We start from the raw sequence: 18,993 nt of genomic DNA, 5'->3' as shown, positions 1-18,993 counted from the left end.
GGAAGCGCGCCCTGCATGCCCTCGGGTTCGGTCGGCGGCGATGCCGTCGCTTTGACTGTTCCCCGGCGCCTCACCAGGCCCTTCCACCCGCTCGTGGGCTGCTTCGGCGGCCGCGCTGCGCGTGTCTCTCTTGCCTGGTGATCGACGCGAGCTTTCTCCCAGCGACATCACGGTCCTGCCGCGATCCGATCGAGATCGCATGACAGGCCACAGCGCGCCAGCGCGGACGCCGTCCTTCGGCGTCGGTGGCGGCGCGTGCCTTTGGATTGCAAGACAGATGAGTTTCGACCACGACATGAACGCCGACGCCCAGAACCAGAACGACGAGCTCGACTCCCAGATCGAAGCCGGCGAACTCGGCAACGACGCGGAAACGAGCGGCACGCCGTTCTCCGCCCTGGGCCTGCACGACGCGCTGCTGCGCGCCGTCAAGGACTCCGGCTACGAAAACGCCACCGAGGTGCAGGCCCAGGCGATTCCCCCCGCGCTGACCGGCGCGGACCTGATGGTGTCCTCGCGCACCGGCTCGGGCAAGACCGCCTCGTTCATCCTGCCCGCGCTGCAGCAGGTGCTGACCGCCCGCGCCGAGCGCGCCGCCGGCAGCAAGACCAAGACCATCGGCCCGCGCGTGCTGGTGCTGGCCCCGACGCGCGAACTGGCGATGCAGGTCGCCAAGTCCGCGATGACCTACGGCCGCCACATCCAGGGCCTGCGCGTGGCCACCGTGCTGGGCGGCATGCCCTACGCCCACCAGCTGCGCGCGCTCAGCGGCCACCTGGACATCCTGATCGCCACCCCGGGCCGCCTGCTCGACCACATCAACAGCGGCCGCTGCAAGCTCGAGAACGTGACGATGTTCGTGCTCGACGAGGCCGACCGCATGCTGGACATGGGCTTCATCGACGACATCAACTTCGTCGCCGAGCAGATCCCGGCCACGCGCCAGACGCTGATGTACAGCGCGACCTTCGCCGGCAACACCGGCCGCCTGGCCGCCCAGCTGATGAAGGACCCGCAGCGCATCGACGTGTCGGGCCACACCGAGACCCACGAGAACATCGAGCAGCGCCTGCACTGGGCCGACAACGGCCAGCACAAGCGCAAGCTGCTGGAGCACATCCTGGGCGAGCGCGACGTCGACCAGGCCGTGGTCTTCACCAGCACCCAGCAGGACACCGAGTGGCTGGCCGAGCAGCTGGAGGCCATCGGTCACCGCGTCGCCGCGCTGCACGGCGGCATGCCGCAGGGCAAGCGCAACCGCACGCTGATGGCGCTGCGCCGCCGCGACCTGCGCGTGCTGGTCGCCACCGACGTGGCCGCCCGCGGCATCGACGTCCCGACCATCTCGCACGTCATCAACTTCGGCCTGCCGATGAAGGCCGAGGACTACGTCCACCGCATCGGCCGCACCGGCCGCGCCGGCCGCTCCGGCATCGCGGTGACGCTGGCCGAGCGCGGCGACATCTCGATGATCAAGCGCATCCAGCAGTTCACGACACAGCAGATCCCGGTCTCGCGCATCGAAGGCCTGGAGCCGCGCAACGAAGAGCCGCGCATCTTCCCGTCGCGCCCCGGTTTCGACCGCGGTGACCGTGGCGGCTTCCGCGGTAACGACCGTGGCGGCTTCGGCGGCGGTCGCGGTGGCTATGGCCGTCCGCAAGGCGGCGGCTTCCGTGGCAACGACCGCGGTGGTTTCGGCGGCGGCGACAACCGCTTCGACAACAGCGCCCGCTTCGAGCGTCCGGAAGGCCGTCCGGCCTTTGGCGAGCGTCGCGAGGGCGGCCAGGGCGGCTTCGGCGGCGGCAACCGTTTCGAGCGTCCGCAAGGCGGCGACCGTCCGCGTTTCGGTGACCGCCCGCAGGGCGACCGTCCCTTCGGCGACCGCCCGCGTTTCGGCGATCGTCCGCAGCGTGACGGCCAGGGCTTCGGCGGCGGCAACCGCTTCGAGCGTCGCGACGGCCAGGTCCAGGACCGTCCGCAGCGTGACTTCGGCGGCCCGCGTGGCGGCCAGGGCGGCAACGGCGGTGGCTTCGAGCAGCGCCGTGGCGGCTTCGATCCGCGCTTCGATCGTTCGGCCGAGAACAACGACCGCTACGGCCCGCGCGCCGAGCGCCCGGCCTTCAAGGGCAACGACGGCTTCGAAGGCCGTCCGGCCAAGCCGGCCTTCAAGGGCCCGCGCCAAGGCGGCGACGACCGCGGCGGCTTCGTCAAGAAGGGCCCGCGCAAGGGCTACTGAGCCCTCGCGGCTCGGACTGAAGGGGAACGCTGAGGGATGCGCGTCGAGGGTCGGATCGTCCAGTGGGATGACGCGAAGGGCTACGGCTTCATCGCGCCGTCCGATGGCGGCCCGAAGCGCTTCGTGCACATCAGCGCCTTCGGCCTGCGCGCCCGCCGGCCCTTCGTCGGCGAGCGCGTGAGCTACCAGCCCGGCGCCGACGCGCAGGGCAAGCCCCGTGCGCTCGAGGTCAGGAGCCTCGAGCCCAAGCCGGCCCCCGCCGGCCCGGCGCCACGCCCGGGCGGCGCGGCCCGGCCGCGCGACCGGGCGCAGCCGCTGCGCGGCTCGGCCCCATCCTCCAAGCCTTCCGCCGACACCGGTGCCTCGCTCTGGCTGGTGCCGGGATTCGCCACGCTGGTGCTGCTCACGCACCTGGCCTGGCCGCTGCCGCGCGGGCTGTGGGGCACCTATGTCGCGATGAGCTTCGCGACCTTCATCGTCTACGCGCTGGACAAGCGCGCCGCCCGGCTGGGCCAGTGGCGCGTCAAGGAGTCCACGCTGCATGGGCTCGCGCTGTTGTGCGGCTGGCCCGGTGCGCTGCTGGCCCAGCACTTGCTACGCCACAAGAGCGCCAAGCCGGGCTTCCGGCGGGTGTTCTGGTTGAGCGTCGCGCTCAACATCCTGGCCTTCGTTTGTCTCTTCACGCCGCTGCTGTCGCCTTTCTTCTCGGGGATCTCCGACCACTGGAACACGCGATCGGCCGGCGACTTCGTTTGATGCTGCAGTTGAAAGTGATCGGCACAGCGGACCTTCCCGCCGTGCTCGCCTTGCAGGCCCAGTGTTATGGGCCCGAGTTCCTGGAAAGCGCCGAGGCCTTCGAGGCCAAGCTGAACGCGGCGCGCCATCTGCATTGCTCCTACCTGGCCGTGGAGGCCGGTGAGCCGCTGGCCTATGTCGTCAGCCTGCCGGTGGACGACGGGCAACTGCCGGCCCTGGATGCGCAGGAGGTCGCGCCGGCGCGCGCGCCGCGCACGCTGTACCTGCACGACCTGGCGGTGTCGCCGGCGGGGCGCTCGCGGCAATTGGGCCGCAAGCTGCTGCGGCAGGTGGTGAACCGCGCGCAGGACATGGGCCTGGCGCAGATCGCGCTGGTGGCGGTGCAGGGCTCGCGCGAGTACTGGCAGCGCCAGGGCTTCGCCGCCGCGGATGCGCCTTCGGGCTCCGCGCTGGCGCGGAAACTGGCCAGCTTCGGCCCCGGGGCGACCCTGATGCGAAGGGCGCTCGGACCCGTCTGAGGGGGCGCGATAATCCCGCCCCATGACCCTGACCCCGGGAGGCGCGGACGACGCTCTGCGCGACGATCTCCCCGAACCCTCTTTCGAAGACCATTTCCGCGAAGGCCAGCTCCCGCAGGACTCCCTCCTGTGGTGGCAGCTGGAACGCAACGAGGCCCTGCTGGCCGCGCAGCGCGCGCTGTTCCACGGCCCGTCCACGCTGGTGCGGCTGCGCGTCTGGGTGTTCATCGAGCTGATGAGCCTGCCGCACTCGCGGCTCTCTCGCGACGACCTGAACCGCCATTTCCACCTGCTGCGCGACGAGGCGCTGGAGCTGGTGCTCAAGCGCCTGCGCGACGCGCAGCTGCTGGCCTGGGACGCGTCCAACCAGCAGTACGGCGTGACGCCGCTGGCGCAGCAGCTGATGGCGATGGTCTCGCCGCTGACGCAGGGCCAGGCCGCCGACGAGGACGGCGACCTGGCCGGCCTGCTCGCCAACGTGGCGGGCGCGCAGCAGCTCGGCACGCTGGAGCCGGCGCAGCTGCAGCATCTGCTGGCCCAGCTCTCGCGGCTCTACAACGAGTTCGCCGACGCGATCGCCTCGGGCTCCGAGTTCCATCTGCGCCGCGCGCGCATGCGCTTCGAGCGCGCGCTCAAGCTGGTCGAGCGCGCCAGCGAGGCGCTGTCCGCGATCATCCGGCAGGCCGAGAACGACGGGAACGCACGCCTGGAGCGCCTGGCGCGCGAGCTCGGCCTGGCGCAGGCGCGGCTGCTGGCGATGGCCAGCCAGTTCAACCGCGCGCTGCAGCAGGCCGACCGCCAGCGGGTGACGCTGGGCTCCACCGGCATCACGACGACCGACGTGCGGCGCTGGCTGCAGGAGGTCCCGTTCCTGGAAAACCTGGCGCTGGGCGCGCTGTCGCGGCCGGTGCATCCGGTCTTCGTCGCGCAGCATGAACTGCTGGACGGCTGCGAGGCCGAGTTCGAGCGCGACCGTCCGGTGCCGCCGACGCCCGAGCCGCTGCCCAGCGGCCTCGCCGCGCCCCCGGGCGAACTGGCCGTGATGAGCCTGCCGCCGGAGATGGCCCAGTTGCAGGCGCTGCTGGGCCGCTGGAGCGGCGACGGCGTGCCGATGAACGACCTGCGTCCCGCGGTGCTGGGCGGCAGCTACGCGCGCGCGGCCTACCGGGCGCAGCTGCTGCCGCTGCTGGGCGATCCGCAGGCGCAGCATCTGGCCGGCGCGACCGGCGACATGGCGCGCCAGCCGTGGCGCGTGCGCTGGTCCGCCGAACAGGGCGAGATCGATGACGAGCACGTGCGCTGGATGAGCCAGGGCGTGCTGCACTCGACGGACGTGGAGCCGCCCGCCGAGCCCGAACCCGAACCCAAGTGGCGCCCGCCCGAGGAAGCGCCCCGGCGCGGCCGCCGCAAGGCCGCCGCTGCTGCCGCGCCTGATGCGGCTGCCGCTGCTCCTGTCGAAGCGGCCGCGGGCGACGCGATCGCCGCCTCTCCCGAACCTGCCGCCGACGTCAGCGTCGCGGCTGAACCGCCTTCCCAGTCATGAGCAATCAACTCGACGACGCCGCCCAACTGGCGGCTCAACTGCTGGCGCGCCGCTGGCTGCCGCGCAACCAGCCGCTGGTGCGCCGCGCGCTGATCGACCAGGAGCTCTGGCGCGCGGTCAACGAGCGCGTGGCCGCCGTGGGCCTGCGCGTGGTGGACAACGTCTACGCCGACCACATCACGCTGGCGATGCTGCGCCCGGCCGAGGTCGCCGTGTTCGGCGAGACCGGCCTGGCCTCCAACAACAACCTGGACCTGCCGCGCGACGGCGTCGCGCTGCTGGTGGTGGTGTGGGCGCTGATCGTGCTGCCCAAGCGCCAGCGCCAGCTCGCGCGCGCCGAGGAGGCCGCCGAGGGGCAGGGCGAGATGTTCGCCAAGGACAAGCCGCTGCCCAGCGCCGCGAGCAGCGCGCCGACGCTGTCCTACCGCAGCCTGCTGGCCGACTTCGGCAACCAGCTGGGCAAGAAGATGCGGCTGGACGCCAACCTCAAGCTGCTGGAGCGCCAGGGCTTCATCACCCGCAAGGGCGAGGACATCTGCGAGGGCCCGCTGCTGGACCTGCTGCTGGACTACGACACGCTGGCGCCGCGCATCCTGGACGGCGCGCTGGCCGACGTGCTGGCGCGCAGCACCGATGCGGAATCCGGCCCGATGCTGAATGCCATCCTGGCCGCCCGCCACAACGAAGAATCCGACCTGAGCGACGCCTGATGTTTCACCTGCAATCCCTGGAACTGCTGCACTGGGACTACTGCCGCCGCGTCTCGATGCCGCTGGACGGCAACATCATCACCATCGCCGGGCCCAACGGCTCGGGCAAGACCACGCTGCTGGATGCGATGCGGACGCTGCTGGGGCTGGAGTGCTCTGGCGGCCGCACCTACAAGACCTACGCCCGCCATGCCAACGCCGAGCACGCCTGGCTGCGCGCGCTGGTGGACAACCGCCCGCGCGGCCGCCAGAACAGCAGCCGGCCGTTCGCGAGCTCGCTGCTGTACGCGGACCAGGTGACGCTGGCCTGCCGCATCTCGCGCCAGGGCGGCGACTGGGTGCGCCGCTACATCCTGGTCGACGGCGTGCATGAGATCGAGGAGCTCGACACCAAGGCCGACAAGGACTGGCTGGGCATCGAAGCCTGGAAGAAGCGCCTGGAGGCCGCCGGCCTGACGCGCGCGATCGGCCGCGTGCTGGCGCTGGAGCAGGGCCAGACGGACCGCCTGTGCGAGCTCTCCCCCAAGGAGCTGCTGCGCCTGGTGTTCGAGGTCTTCGGCGACCAGGAAGTGCTGGACCGCTACGAGCTGGCGCGCAACCACCAGCAGCAGCTGGTCAAGGAAGTCGAGCAGGCGCAGCACGAGCTGTCGCACGCGCAGGCGCAGCTGTCCGACCTGTCCAACCGCGTCAACAGCTACCAGCAGTACCAGCTGCGACTCAAGGAGCGCGAGCGCCTGGCCACCGAGGTCGTGCCGGTGCTGCAGTGGAGCGAGCAGCGCCAGCGCACCGCGCAGCAGCTGCGCGAGCTGCACCGGCAGCGGCTGTTCGCGCGCTCCGACGAGCGCGGCATCAGCGACAAGCGCGCGCAGCTGCTGGCGCTGTTCAAGGCGCAGGAGGCGGCCAAGGACAAGCTGGCCGACCTGGAGCAGCAGCGCAAGGAAGCGCGCCAGGCCTTCGAGGCGGCGCGCGACGGCGAGCGCCCGATGGAGCAGCTCGCCAAGCGCGAGGACGACCTGAAGGCGTTGGCCGCGGTCGAGACCGATGGCGCGGCGTTGACGGCCAAGCTCGAGGAACTGGGCACGCGCCAGCATCAGCTGCGCGAGAGCTTCACGCGCCAGAACGACCAGCAGCGCAAGGCGCAGCAGGCGATGGACGAGCTGACCGGGCACCGCGTGCCGCCGCCGCCGTCGGAGGTCACGCGTTTTCGCAAGGCGCTGGACGAAGCCGGCATCGCGCACCACGTGCTGGCCGACGCGATCGACATCGCCGACGACCAGTGGCGCGCCGCGGCCGAGGGCTTCCTGCGGCCGTCCCGCTGGGTGGTGGTGCTGGCCCGCGCCAGCGACGAGAGCCAGGCCTACCGCATCGCCTCGCGCGAGCGCTACCGGCATTACGTCGTCGCCGATGGCGAGCATGCGCCGGCGGTGAGCCCGAAGGACAGCCTGCTGTCCGTGCTGAAGTTCAACGCCAAGGCGCCGGGCTGGCTGCTGCGGCAACTGGCCTCGATCCGCTGCGTCGCGGACACCGAGAAGGGCGCCCAGGCCGGCGGCGAGTGGATCACCACCGAGGCCTACTACCGCGATGGCCGCGGCGGTCGCAGCCTGTGGGTCGAGCCGCGCGAGTACCAGTTCGGCGACTCCGCGCTCGATGCGCGCCGCGCCTCGCTGGACAAGGAGCTGACGCGCTACGACCTGGAGCTGTCCAAGCTCGCCAAGGAGCAACTAGAGATCGAGCGCCAGCTCAAGGACGCGCAGCGCGCGGCGCAGGGCCACAAGGCGGCGCAGGAGCTGGTGGAGCGGGCCGAGGAATTTGCCGAGGCGCGGGCGCGGCTGCCGGGCCTGCGCCAGTCGCGCATCGAGGCGGCGACCCGCATGGCCGCGCTGGACCAGGAGCACGACCGGACCGTGGCCGCGGCCACCCGCACCGAGCGCGACTACGAGTCCGCCCAGGCCAGCCTCAAGGCCAGCGAGGACAACGTGCTGCGCGCCGAGCGCGACTGGGCCAGCAAGCGCGACGACCTGATCGCCACCGCCCGTGCCTCGCGCGAGGCGCGGACGAAGTTCCCCGCCGCCTGGGTGCATCCGATGCGGCTGCAGGCGCTGCGCGACGAGTTCGAGAACGCCAAGCAGGCGGAGATCGCCTCGCGCCACGTGCAGCAGGAACTGGACACCGGCGTGTGGGAGACCGATGCCGGCGTGCAGGAGCGCCATGCGCGGATGCAGGTGGCGGTGCTGGAGCAGACCACGCAGCTCGACGACCGCCGCGCGAGCAACGAGATGGCGCGCATCGCCGCGTTCAACGCGCGCGAGCGCTACATCGACGTGCTGCGCGCGACGGTGCGGCGCTACAAGAAGAATGTGCAGGAGCTGGGCGAGCTCGCCGGCGTGCATGCGCAGGCCGAGCTGCCTCACCTGGACAACGACGACACGGTGCTGGCGCAGGCCGGGCTGCACGTGAAGTTCAACTTCGACGGCAAGGGCGAGGTGGGCCTCAACGACGGCGAGGCCTCGGGCGGGCAGCAGGTGCTCAAGAGCCTGATCCTGCTGGTGGGGCTGATGAAGGACGACGACGCGCCGGGCGGCTTCGTCTTCATCGACGAGCCCTTCGCCCACCTGGACGTGCGCAACATCCAGCTGGTGGGCCACTTCCTGAAGAGCACGCGCGCGCAGTACCTGCTGACGACGCCGATCACGCACAACGTCGAGGTCTTCGAGCCCTCGGAGATCACGCTGGTGACCAGCAAGAAGCCGCGCGGCGAGCGCTGGGCGCCGCCGATCGCGGTGCTGGCGCGGCGGCCGGAGAAGTCGGTCTACGGCTGAGCGCGCGGGCGCGTCGGGCGACGCGGACCGGCCTGTCGACCACGACGGGGCCGGGCGTCCCGATTGCCCGCGCTGCGGCGTGTCGACGCGCGCCCGCGCGGCGCATGGCGGCATTTCCCCTTCCGTGGAGGGGCGGAGGCACCCGATCCGGCCATGCGCGACGAGGATGTCGATCTCGCGCGCCGCCGTTCGTCGTGCAGGACGTGGCCGTGAGCCGCGTGATCAACCGGAGTGACCGCAATGAACTACGTGGATGGTTATGTGATCGCCGTGCCCACCGCCCAGCGCGAGGCCTATCGCCAGCTGGCGCAGGAGGCCTCGGCGGTGTTCAAGGACCACGGCGCGCTGCAGGTCGTGGAGTGCTGGGGCGACGACGTGCCCGAGGGCAAGGTGACCTCGTTCCCGATGGCGGTGCAGCGCAAGCCCGACGAGACGGTGGTCTTCTCATGGATCGTCTGGCCGTCGCGCCAGGTGCGCGACGAGGGCATGAAGAAGTCGATGGAGGACCCGCGCATGAACCACGATCCGGCGAGCATGCCGTTCGACGGCCAGCGCATGATCTTCGGCGGCTTCGAGGTCATCGTCGAGGCTTGAGCAAGGGCGTCCGCGCGCCGCCGCGCCGCCTGCCGGGCGCCGCTGGCGCGGGCTCGCGCCCTTTCCGCGACGGGGCCGGATCAGCGCCGGCTCGAGAACTCCTTCGACAGCCAGGCGCGGAGCTCGTTCAGGCCGCGCTTCGATCCGTGGGCCGGCGGCCAGGTGAGGAAGTAGCCGTTCCCCGAGCCGACCTGGGCGCCGAACGGCGTCACGAGCATGCCGTCCGCCACGAGCTCCTGCAGCATCCGCGGGTCGGCGATGGCCACCCCCTGTCCGCGCATGGCCGCCGACAGGGCCAGGTCCAGGGTGTCGAAGACATGGCCGCTGGCGCCGTCGACGCCCTCGACACCGGCACCGTCCAACCAGCGTCGCCACTCGCGTCGCTCGGGGCCGGGATGCAGCAGCTCGACCTTGGCCAGGTCGGCGGGCGTCTTCAATCGCGTCGCCATGGCCCGCGAGCACATCGGCGTGAGCCGTTCGCGCATCAGTAGCACTTGGTCGACGTCGGGCCAGCGACCGTGCCCGTGGGCAATGATCGCGTCGACGCTGGAGCGCGCGAAGTCCGGCGCATCGGTCCAGTTGGTGGAGATGCGCAGTTCGAGGTCGGGCAGGGCCTGGCGCAGGCGAGGCAGGCGCGGCAGCAGCCAGCGGGCCGCGAGCGTGGGTGGCACCTGGAGATTGATCACCGCCGCCTGACGGCGGATCGCCGCGCTCGCCGCACCGATGCCGGCAAGGGCCTCGCGCACCGCTGCCAGCAGCACGGCGCCTTCGGAGGTCAGTGCGAGGCCCCGGGCCTGCCGCGTGAAGAGCGCGCAGCCGAAATGCGCCTCCAGCGCCAACACCTGCCGGCTCACCGCGCCTTGGGTGAGGTGCATCGCGCTTGCGGCCTGGGTGAAGCTCCCTGCTTCCGCGGCAGCGACGAAAGCCTGCAGGTTCTGCAGCGGCGGGAGGGTGGATCGCGGCGTCATCGCCATGATCCTAGTGCATGGCTCGCATGAGAAGCTTTCGCTGGTTAACGAGAGGATTGCTTCGTAGGATCCAGCCAACTTCCTACTGCAGGCATGCGTACCACTCATGAATCAGCACATCTCCGAATCGACGATGCCGGACGCCGGGCACGTCGCCGTCGTCAAGCGCTACCTCGATCGCCTCGAGGCCTCGGACGTCGAGGGCATCGTGGCCTTGTTCACCGAGGACGCGCAGGTGGTGTCGCCGTTCCTCGGCTGCATGAGCCCGCGGCCCTTCTTCGACAAGGTACGTGACGCCTCGGGGCAGAGCCGAATCGAGGTGCTGGACATCCTGCTCAGCGCCCAGGGCGCATCGCGCGCGATGGCCTACTTCGTGTATCACTGGCAGCTGCGGGACGGCACCGAGGTCCGCTTCGATTGCGTGGATGTCTTCGACTTCAACGAGCAGGGCCGGATCCAGCGCATGACCATCGTGTACGACACCCACCCGGTGCGCGCGCTGGTCGGTGACAAGTACGCCTGAGGCGCATCGAGGCAAAAGCAAGAAGGAAGGGGCACGGGCGATGACACGGGAGATCCTGGTCCTGGGCGCCGGCATGATCGGCACCTGCACCGCGCTGGAGCGGACGGCGCGCCCGAAGGTGTCCCCCATCGGAAGGCCGTCTTCAGCGTGAGACCTTGGCTGGCGCGGCCTGTCACTGAGCGCGCGTGTCGCAATCTTGCCCGGAGGTCGAATGAGGAGTGCCGTGTTCTTGGTCGATGGATTTCAGCGCTGGATGAGGAAGCAGGCGCTGCGCAGAAGAGGACCTGTGCCGCGCCGTCGCTGAAATGGAACGCGGGCTGATCGATGCAGATCTCGGTAGTGGACTCTTCAAGAAGCGGATCGCACGATCGGACAGCCGCTGACGTCCAAATCGATCCGCGAGCTGTCCGATTCGATCGAGAGCAACAAGCTGAAGGAAGTGAACTGTGATGCGCAAACGCAAGTCTGAAACGATGGAACGCCTGCTTCGGTTGAGCCGCGACCTCCACGATTGCGGGACCTTCAACGACGAGGATCTGCGCACGATCGAGCGCGTCGGCATGTCAGCGCCGCAACCGCTGCGCGCCGAGGACTTCCGCGCCATCCGCGAGCAGTCGACCTACAGCGTGTACACGCTGGCCCGCATCCTCAATACGACGGCGCGTCAGTTCCGGCGGTGGGAACAGGGGCTTGGCAAGGGACCGCAAGGAGCGGAACTCCGGCTGCTGCGCATGGTGCGTGATCGCGGGCTCGCCGCCGTGTTTCCATGAACGACGGCCCGGGCAAGCCCGGGCCGTTCGCTTGTTTTTCGCTCGGCGCAGCCGGGCGCCGGCAGGCGGACCTATTTCAATCCACCGCTCAGGAACGCCTTCAGGCGCTCGCTCTGCGGCTTGATCAGGACCTCACGCGGGTCGCCTTGCTCCTCCACGCGGCCCTGGTGCAGGAACATCGTGTGCGAGGACACCTCGCGCGCGAAGCCCATCTCGTGCGTGACGACGATCATCGTGCGGCCTTCCGCGGCGAGGTCGCGCATCACCTTCAGCACCTCGCCCACCAGCTCCGGGTCCAGGGCCGAGGTCGGCTCGTCGAAGAGCATCACCTCCGGCTCCACCGCCAGCGCGCGCGCGATCGCCACGCGCTGCTGCTCGCCACCGGAGAGCTGCGCCGGGTAGACGTCCTTGCGGTGCGACACGCCCACCCGCGCCAGCAGCGCTTCCGCCTTCTCGATCGCTTCGGCCCGGGACTGCTTCAGCACATGCACTGGCGCCTCGATGACGTTCTCCAGCACCGTGCGGTGACCCCACAGGTTGAAGTTCTGGAACACCATCGCCAGCCGCGCGCGCCAGCGCTGCAGCTGCGCGGCGTCGCCGGCCTTGAAGCTGCCGTCGCGGTCGCGCACCAGCTTCAATTGCTCGTCGCCCAGGCGGAGCGTGCCCTCGTAGGGCTGCTCCAGCAGGTTGAGGCAGCGCAGGAAGGTGCTCTTGCCCGAGCCGCTGGACCCGATCAGCGTGATCACGTCGCCCGGTTTCGCGGCGAGGCTCACGCCCTTGAGGACTTCGCGATCGCCGTAGCGCTTATGGAGGTTGTCGACAACAAGACTGGCCGCGGACATCAACGGGCTCCCAACAGTTTTCCGGTGCGGGTCGCCTCGCGGCCCGCGACTTTCGCCACACGCGCCCCGGCAGTGACCAGGCGCAGCGTGTCGCGTGCAAACAGCAGCCCGTCCACCGGGCTCTTCAGGTCGGTGACCTGAGCGGTGATCGGGTCGATGACCTGCGCGATCACGTCGCCGGCCTTGACCTCCTCGCCGACCTCCCGCAGGAAGGTCAGCACCCCACCCACCGGCGAGGGGATCGGCATCGAGCCGGCCAGCGGCCGTGCGTCGCCGACCGGCACCGGCACCGGCGGCACCGCGCCGTCCGCGGCGATCACGCCGCGGTGGATCAGGAAGTCGACGATCGCCTGCGCGTCCTTGGCGGCCAGTTCATGGCTGACGTCCTGCTGGCCGCGCAGCTCCACCGTCACCGACAGCGTCGCCTGCGGAATCGGGAAGCGATCCCCGAAATGCCGGGCCCACTTCCACCAGACCTGCGAGCAGGCTTCGTCGAAGGGGTTGTCGCCGGAGTCCGTCGCCAGCAGCGTCACCGCCGCGCCCAGGTAGGCCGCCAGCGGCTCGCACTGCGGCCAGCACGGCGTCTCGGTGTAGAGGTGCATCATCGCCTGCGCGTCGCAGTGCAGGTCCAGCACCACGTCGGCGTCGCAGGCCAGCAGCATCAGCGTCTTGCGCAGCGCCTTGAGCTCGGTGTCGGCGCTCCCGGCCTGGATCTCGGTCCGCAGCGCGGCGCGCAGCACCGCCACGTTGTGCGCCGCGTCGGCCCCCAGACGAGGCTCGGCATGGCGCGCGGCGGCCTCGATGTGCTCGGGGTAGTGGCGGTTGAAGTTCTCGCCGGACAGGCCCTCGAAGCGGCCCAGATGCGATTGCAGCCACCACTGGGACATCCCGATCGGGTTGGCCATGGGCACCAGCACGATCTCGCCGCGCAGCCGCCCGGCCGCCTCGAGCGCGTCGAAGTGGCGGCGCAGGTGCCAGGCGGTCAGCATGCCGGGCAGTTCGTCGGCGTGCAGCGAGGCCTGGATGTAGACCTTCTGGCCCTCGCCGGGGCGGCCGTAGTGCAGCGAGACCAGCTCGCGCTGCGTGCCCGGGGTGGGGCTCGGAAGCGGATGTTGTCGGAGTTGCATCGGAGTGGGGTGGCGGCGCGGGCCGCGGGGAGGCGGCGCGCTGGAAATGGGGAAGCGGGGCGGGGGCGGGGCGAGAAGCGTCAGCGCGGGGTCAGCGCGGGTCAGCGCGGCATGAGGGGCTTGAGCCAGCGCTTCTCCGCCTGGTGGAACAGCCCCACCAGCACCAGCGTCATCGTGAAGTAGAAGAGCGCGGCGGTGATGAAGGCCTCGAACGGAATGTAGTAGGTGGCATTGATGTCGCGGGCGATGCCCGTGACGTCCATGATGGTCACCACGCTCGCGAGCGCGGTGCCGTGCAGCATGAAGATCACCTCGTTGCTGTAGGCCGGCAGCGCGCGGCGCAGCGCGTGCGGCAGCACGATGCGGCGCAGCATCACCCAGCGGCTCATGCCCAGCGACTTGGCGGCCTCGATCTCGCCGTGCGGCAGCGAGCGGATCGAGCCGGCGATGATCTCCGTCGTGTACGCGCCGGTGTTCAGCACGAAGGTCAGGCAGGCGCAGAACCAGGCCGAGCTGAACAGCGGCCACAGCGCGCTGCGCTGCATCCACTCGAACTGGCCCAGGCCGTAATAGATCAGGAACAGCTGCACCAGCATCGGCGTGCCGCGGAACACGTAGGTGTAGGCCCAGACCGTGCGCGACAGCCACTTGATCGGCAGGGTGCGCAGCACCGCCAGCGGGATGGCCAGGGCCAGGCCGATCAGCAGCGAGACGATGAGCAGCTCGAAGGTGACGACCGCGCCCTCGAGGTAGCGCGGGAGGTTCTCGACGATGGCGTCCAGGTTCATGGGGAAATCGTTCGGTCGGGTCGGGCGGGGGCGTGACGGCGCGGGCGGCGGGTCGCGCTCACAGCGAGTGGCGGCGCACGCCGGTGGACAGGCGCTTCTGCAGCTGGTCGAAGACCAGTTCGGACACCGAGGTGAAGAGCAGGTAGATCAGCGCCACCGCGAGGTAGAACACGAAGGGCTCGCGCGTGCCGGCGGCGGCCTGCGAGCCCCGCATCATGAGGTCGTGCAGCCCGATGACCGACACGATGGCGGTGCTCTTGATCAGCACCAGCCAGTTGTTGGACAGGCCCGGCAACGCGTGCCGGAACATCTGCGGGAAGGTGATGCGCCAGGCGACCTGGGCCGGGCTCATGCCGAAGGCCAGGCCGGCCTCGCGCTGTCCCGGCGGCACGGCCAGGAAGGCGCCGCGGAAGGCCTCGGTCAGGTAGGCGCCGAAGATGAACGCGATCGTCGCCACGCCGGCCACGAACGGGTTGATGTCGATGTACTCCTCGTGGCCGAGCTGCAGCGCGATCGCGTTCACCGCGACCTGGCCTCCGAAGAAGATCAGCAGCATCAGCACCAGGTCGGGCACGCCGCGGATCAGCGTCGTGTAGACGGTCGCGACGCCCTTGGCGACGCGGTACTTCGACAGCTTGGCCATCGCGCCGAGCAGCCCCAGCACCATGGCCAGCGCCATCGAGCTCAGGGCCACGCCCAGGGTCAGCAAGGCGCCCTCGAGCAGGCTGGGCAGGTAACCGTGCAGGTTCATCGGTGGGGATCGCTATCGTTCGCGGGGAGTGGGGGCAGGCGTGGGGCGGGGACCCGGCGCGGCCGGGTCCCGGCGCCCGGGGGAGGGGCCGCGCGGGCGGACCCTCCCGGGGCGGACCGGCCGCTTACTTGGCCGTCTTGCCGGAGATGTCGTACTCGAAGTACTTGTCGTTGAGCTTCTTGAAGGTGCCGTTGGCCTTCACCGCGGCGATGGCGTCGTTGAACTTCTTGCCCAGCACCTTCTCGTCCGCCTTGCGCAGGCCCACGCCGGAGCCGACGCCGAAGTACTTCACGTCGTCGTAGCTCGGGCCCACGAAGGCGTAGCCCTTGCCGGCGGGCGTCTTCAGGAAGCCGACGTCGGCGGCGACCAGGTCGGCCAGCGTCAGGTCCACGCGGCCCGACTTCAGGTCCAGGAAGGCCTGGTCCTGCGTGGCGTAGCGGACGATCTCGCTCTGCTTGAAGGTGTCGGTCGCGAACTTCTCATGGATGGTCGCGCGCTGCACGCCGATCTTCTTGCCCTTCAGGCCGGCGGGCGAGAAGTCGAACTTGGCGTCGGCCTTGGCGGTGAAGCGGGCCGGGGTGTTGTAGTAGGGGTTGGAGAAGGCGATGACCTTCTTGCGTTCGTCGGTGATGGACACCGAGGCGATGATCGCGTCGACCTTGCGGGCCTGCAGCGCCGGGATCAGGCCGTCGAAGTCCTGCTGCACCAGCGTGCACTCGGCCTTCATCTCGGCGCACAGCGCGTAGGCCAGGTCGATCTCGAAGCCCTTGAGCTTGCCGTCGGCGCCGACTTCGGAGAACGGGGGGTAGGCGCCCTCGACGCCGATGCGGATCTTCTTCCAGTCAGGGGCCTGGGCGTGCACGGCACCGGCGGTGGCCAGCAGGGCGCAGGCGGTCAGGGCGGCGCGGGCGATCAGTTGTCGTCGTTGCATGAAGGCTCCTTGTGATTGAGCAGGAATCGTGGAATGGACTTCCGGTTCCGCCTCTTGGGCGGCTCGCTCCCGCTTCGGGGGAGGCGGGTCCGGAATGGGGGGGATTGTTGCAATGCCGCAGGCGTGGCGGCCATCAGGGTTAAGGAGAGTGCAAAAACGTGTGAACGGCCTGGACGGTGGACGCGGGGTCCTCCTCCTGGGGGACATGCCCCAGTCCGGGGAAGACCTGCACGGTGCTGTGCGCGATGGCCTCATGCAGGCGAGTGGCCGCCACCGGCGGGATCAGGCGGTCCCGGCCGCCCCACAGGATCAGCGTCGGCGCTTGGATGCGCGCCAGCAGCTCGACGTGGCGGCCGGGCGTGCGCTGTGCCAGGCGTTGCGTCAGCGCCTCGCGGTTGCCTTCGCGCAGCGTCAGCTCGAAGTAGCGGTCCACCAGCGCCGCATCGACCTTGGAGGGATCGCCATAGACCTCGCGCACGCTGCGGTCCACCAGCGGCCGGGGCAGGAACACGCCGGCCAGCCAGTGCAGCAGCCGCGAGTCCGGCAGCCGGAAGCCGGCCGGCACCGAGGCACTGGGCAGGTCGAGCCCGCCGGCGTCGACCAGCACCAGGGCCGCGACCTGTTCCGGATGCCGGGCCGCGTACTGCCAGGCGAGGCCGCCGCCCATCGAGTTGCCGCCGAGCACCATGCGGCTGATCTGCAACTGCTGGAAGAAGGACCACAGGAACGAGCCATAGGCGTCGTCGCTGTAGTCGCCTAGAGGAGAGGGACCGGTCAGGCCGAAGCCCGGCAGGTCGAGCGTGATGACGCGGCGCGTCGCGCTCAGCGACTTCACCCATCCCTCCCAGGTGTGCAGGCTCGCGGCGGTGCCGTGCAGCAGCACGATGGGGGTGGTGTCGGAGCGGGGACCCTCGTCGCGGAAATGGACCAGCTGGAGTTGGCCGCCCGGCAGCTTCAGCTCGAGGAAGTCCGACGGCGGCGGCGCCCAGCGCGCGATCAGGCTTTCCAACGGCCGGTCCGGCGCGCGGAAGGCCATCGCGAGCAGCGCCGTCGCCAGCACGGCCAACCCCAGCAGCTTCATTAGCCGGGCGCCGAAGGTCGGGCGATCGCTCATTCGATGACGGATTTGGGCGAGGCCGCCAGCTCGGGATCGACGGCGCGGCGCTCGTCGAAGACGAAGCAGTCGCCGTGGTAATGCGCGCCGCCCACTTCCTCGAAGTACTTCAGGATGCCGCCCTCGAGCTGGTAGATCCGCGCGTCGACGCCATGCGCGCGCGCGTCCTGCTCGAGGTAGAGCGCCGCTTTCTCGCAGCGGATGCCGCCGGTGCAGTAGCTGACGACGGTCTTGCCGGCCAGTTCGGCGCGGTGGGCCTGGACCGCCTCGGGGAACTCGCTGAATTTGGCGATGCGCCAGTCGATCGCGCCGTCGAAGGCGCCGACGTCGACCTCGAAGGCATTGCGCGTGTCCAGCGTCACCACCGGGCGGCCTTCGTCGTCATGGCCCTGGTCCAGCCAGCGGCGCAGCGTGGCGGCCGGCAGCGCGGGCGCGCGCGGCGCCTGATCGGGACGGATCGTCGGATGGTTCATCCGGATGATCTCCGGCTTGACCTTCACCAGCAGCTTGCGGAACGGCACCGTGTCGCTCCAGCTTTCCTTGGGCGCCAGCGCGGCGAAGCGCGGGTCCGCACGCAGCGCGCCGACCCAGGTCCGCACCGCCTCGGCGGGCCCGGCCAGGAACAGATTGATGCCTTCCTCGGCGATCAGCACCGTGCCCTTCAGGTCGAGCGTGCGTGCGCGCTCGTGCAGCGTGTCCCGCAACGCATCCGGCGCCTCGATGGCGACGAACAGGTAGCAGGAGATGTTCAGGACGGGCAGGGGTTCAGGCGGGACAGCAGCGTTCATGCCGGTGCGGCGGCGCGGGGCCGCGCAGGATCAGCAAAACGCGCGATTGTAGGGCGGCCGGCGACCGCGCCCAGGGGGCGCGGATGCGCTCAGCGACGACTCTCGGGCGACTTCGGCTCGTTGAGCTTGACCTCCGGTCCGGCGGCCGGCTTGACGCGCACCGGGACGGCGGCGCTGCACAGGTCGGTGTAGCCCGGGCTGTGCACGAACCAGCCGCCCCGATGGCGGCGGGCGTCGAGCAGCTCCTGCCAGGTCGGCGTGTCGGTGCGCAGCACCTGCAGCGCGGGCCGCTGCTCGGCCGGCAGCGCCGCGGCCAGCGCCACGCGCTCGATGCCCAGCCGCTGCTCGGGCTTGTCGTAGAAGCCCATCGCCGCGCCGCCGCGCGGCAGCGAGGACAGGAACTCCATGCCCTTGAGCACGCGGCCCACGACCGTGATGTTCAGATCCAGCCCGCGCGGCGCCTGGCCGATGACGGCATAGAGCTCCGCGCCGGTGCTGGAGTCGGCCGCGTTGCCGCGGCCGGCGCCGACGCTGCCGTAGCAGTGCGCCAGCCAGGCCTTGCCGGCCTTGGGATCCGCCGCCGCGGCGAAGCCGTCCACCTGGCCGACCCGCGGCGCCCAGCCGTCGACGTCCGGCAGCACCGTCATCGGCACCCCCTTGAGCGGGATCGAGAACTCGGCCGGCAGGTGGGCCTTCGCCCCCGCGGGGAAGGGCTTGCCCTTGCCCTTCATGCCGGTGTCCTCGTCATCGGCGTTGGGGTCGCCCCATTGGGTGACGAAGTTGTCCTGGACCCGCACGATCGCCAGCCCGTCGTAGTAGCCGCCGCGGGCCAGCGCCCGGATGTTGTCCACATGCGCGGGGGCGAAGCGCGGCGCCAGTTCGATGAACACCTGGCCCTGCGGCAGGGTCATCACCAGCAGGTTGTCCGGGTCAACGTCGCGCCAGACGGACGCCGGCGCGGTGGCGAGGATGTCCGCGCTGCTGCGGGACGGCTTCGCCGGCTTGGGCGGCTGGGCCGGGGCCGTGGCGGCCAGCCCCATCAGCGGCGCGCACAGCGCCAGCGCCGCCAGCGCGGTCGCGCAGGATCGGAAAGGTGAACGGGGACGGGGCGGGGTCGAGAGGCGCATCGTCATGCTGGTCGTCATGCTCATGGTCCCGCGGGCGCTCCGCGCGTGTGTTCGATGGGGGGCGAGCATAGCCTTCTTACAATCCGCC

18 protein-coding genes and 1 pseudogene are annotated in these 18,993 nt (G+C 70.5%); 10 read left to right on the top strand and 9 right to left on the bottom strand.

Features of this window, described 5'->3' with window-relative positions:
• Window positions 1-277 precede the first annotated feature (277 nt).
• The 7 genes from FHT37_RS09580 (at window position 278) to FHT37_RS09550 (ending at window position 9,176) form a co-directional block, all read left to right on the top strand.
• Window positions 278-2,236 (top strand): DEAD/DEAH box helicase, encoded by a 1,959-nt coding sequence (locus tag FHT37_RS09580; protein WP_255489529.1) that lies wholly within the window; start codon window positions 278-280, stop codon window positions 2,234-2,236.
• 36 nt (window positions 2,237-2,272) lie between these two features.
• The gene (locus FHT37_RS09575; protein WP_183480454.1) at window positions 2,273-2,992 is read left to right on the top strand and encodes a cold shock and DUF1294 domain-containing protein; all 720 of its coding nucleotides are present in this window, start codon (window positions 2,273-2,275) and stop codon (window positions 2,990-2,992) included.
• Complete coding sequence (locus FHT37_RS09570) at window positions 2,992-3,510, top strand: GNAT family N-acetyltransferase (RefSeq protein WP_183480452.1); 519 nt, start codon at window positions 2,992-2,994, stop codon at window positions 3,508-3,510. The genes FHT37_RS09575 and FHT37_RS09570 overlap by 1 nt, the downstream gene beginning before the upstream one ends.
• 22 nt (window positions 3,511-3,532) lie before the next feature.
• Window positions 3,533-5,053, top strand: a complete 1,521-nt coding sequence (locus tag FHT37_RS09565) for a hypothetical protein (RefSeq protein WP_183480450.1) — start codon at window positions 3,533-3,535, stop codon at window positions 5,051-5,053.
• Window positions 5,050-5,763, top strand: a complete 714-nt coding sequence (locus FHT37_RS09560; RefSeq protein WP_254783565.1) for a hypothetical protein — start codon at window positions 5,050-5,052, stop codon at window positions 5,761-5,763. The genes FHT37_RS09565 and FHT37_RS09560 overlap by 4 nt, the downstream gene beginning before the upstream one ends.
• Window positions 5,763-8,582 carry an ATP-binding protein gene (locus tag FHT37_RS09555; protein WP_183480448.1) on the top strand — a complete coding sequence of 940 codons (2,820 nt, stop codon included), beginning with the start codon at window positions 5,763-5,765 and terminating at the stop codon, window positions 8,580-8,582. Before FHT37_RS09560 ends, FHT37_RS09555 begins: the two co-directional genes overlap by 1 nt.
• 240 nt (window positions 8,583-8,822) lie before the next feature.
• The gene (locus FHT37_RS09550) at window positions 8,823-9,176 is read left to right on the top strand and encodes a DUF1428 domain-containing protein (RefSeq protein ID WP_183480446.1); all 354 of its coding nucleotides are present in this window, start codon (window positions 8,823-8,825) and stop codon (window positions 9,174-9,176) included.
• 80 nt (window positions 9,177-9,256) lie between these two features.
• Here the strand turns inward: FHT37_RS09550 and FHT37_RS09545 are convergent, their stop codons facing one another.
• Entirely contained in the window at window positions 9,257-10,144 is an 888-nt protein-coding gene (locus tag FHT37_RS09545; RefSeq protein ID WP_183480444.1) for a LysR substrate-binding domain-containing protein, read from the bottom strand.
• A gap of 133 nt (window positions 10,145-10,277) precedes the next feature.
• On the opposite strand from FHT37_RS09545, the gene FHT37_RS09540 reads away from it, so the two are divergent.
• The 3 genes and pseudogenes from FHT37_RS09540 to FHT37_RS09530 all read left to right on the top strand — a co-directional run bounded on the left by FHT37_RS09540 (window position 10,278) and on the right by FHT37_RS09530 (window position 11,437).
• Window positions 10,278-10,667 carry a nuclear transport factor 2 family protein gene (locus FHT37_RS09540; protein WP_183481463.1) on the top strand — a complete coding sequence of 130 codons (390 nt, stop codon included), beginning with the start codon at window positions 10,278-10,280 and terminating at the stop codon, window positions 10,665-10,667.
• A gap of 278 nt (window positions 10,668-10,945) precedes the next feature.
• Window positions 10,946-11,035: pseudogene (locus FHT37_RS09535) on the top strand (type II toxin-antitoxin system RelE/ParE family toxin); the annotation flags it as partial.
• A gap of 81 nt (window positions 11,036-11,116) precedes the next feature.
• Complete coding sequence (locus FHT37_RS09530; RefSeq protein WP_141225441.1) at window positions 11,117-11,437, top strand: DNA-binding transcriptional regulator; 321 nt, start codon at window positions 11,117-11,119, stop codon at window positions 11,435-11,437.
• 71 nt (window positions 11,438-11,508) lie between these two features.
• Here the strand turns inward: FHT37_RS09530 and FHT37_RS09525 are convergent, their stop codons facing one another.
• The 8 genes from FHT37_RS09525 to FHT37_RS09490 form a co-directional block, all read right to left on the bottom strand.
• Complete coding sequence (locus FHT37_RS09525) at window positions 11,509-12,279, bottom strand: ABC transporter ATP-binding protein (protein WP_091733154.1); 771 nt, start codon at window positions 12,277-12,279, stop codon at window positions 11,509-11,511.
• Complete coding sequence (locus FHT37_RS09520; RefSeq protein WP_183480442.1) at window positions 12,279-13,406, bottom strand: succinylglutamate desuccinylase/aspartoacylase family protein; 1,128 nt, start codon at window positions 13,404-13,406, stop codon at window positions 12,279-12,281. The genes FHT37_RS09525 and FHT37_RS09520 overlap by 1 nt, the downstream gene beginning before the upstream one ends.
• A gap of 101 nt (window positions 13,407-13,507) precedes the next feature.
• Window positions 13,508-14,194 carry an ABC transporter permease gene (locus FHT37_RS09515; RefSeq protein ID WP_091733164.1) on the bottom strand — a complete coding sequence of 229 codons (687 nt, stop codon included), beginning with the start codon at window positions 14,192-14,194 and terminating at the stop codon, window positions 13,508-13,510.
• A gap of 58 nt (window positions 14,195-14,252) precedes the next feature.
• Window positions 14,253-14,945 (bottom strand): ABC transporter permease, encoded by a 693-nt coding sequence (locus FHT37_RS09510; protein ID WP_091733171.1) that lies wholly within the window; start codon window positions 14,943-14,945, stop codon window positions 14,253-14,255.
• A gap of 124 nt (window positions 14,946-15,069) precedes the next feature.
• Window positions 15,070-15,876, bottom strand: coding sequence for an ABC transporter substrate-binding protein (locus tag FHT37_RS09505; protein WP_091733175.1), 807 nt, complete (start codon window positions 15,874-15,876; stop codon window positions 15,070-15,072).
• 139 nt (window positions 15,877-16,015) lie between these two features.
• On the bottom strand, window positions 16,016-16,990 hold the full coding sequence (locus tag FHT37_RS09500) for an alpha/beta fold hydrolase (RefSeq protein ID WP_183480440.1): 975 nt from the start codon (window positions 16,988-16,990) through the stop codon (window positions 16,016-16,018).
• Window positions 16,987-17,778 carry a sulfurtransferase gene (locus FHT37_RS09495; protein ID WP_183480438.1) on the bottom strand — a complete coding sequence of 264 codons (792 nt, stop codon included), beginning with the start codon at window positions 17,776-17,778 and terminating at the stop codon, window positions 16,987-16,989. The genes FHT37_RS09500 and FHT37_RS09495 overlap by 4 nt, the downstream gene beginning before the upstream one ends.
• Window positions 17,779-17,867: 89 nt before the next feature.
• A complete protein-coding gene (locus tag FHT37_RS09490) occupies window positions 17,868-18,929 on the bottom strand; it encodes a peptidylprolyl isomerase (protein WP_255489528.1) in 1,062 nt (353 codons plus the stop codon).
• Window positions 18,930-18,993: the final 64 nt, after the last annotated feature.

It is taken from the genome of Mitsuaria sp. BK037 (assembly GCF_014193045.1).
Classification (GTDB): Bacteria; Pseudomonadota; Gammaproteobacteria; order Burkholderiales; family Burkholderiaceae_C; genus Roseateles.
The sequence above is the reverse complement of the archived record's forward strand: the minus strand, read 5'-3'. Positions and strand labels throughout refer to the sequence as shown.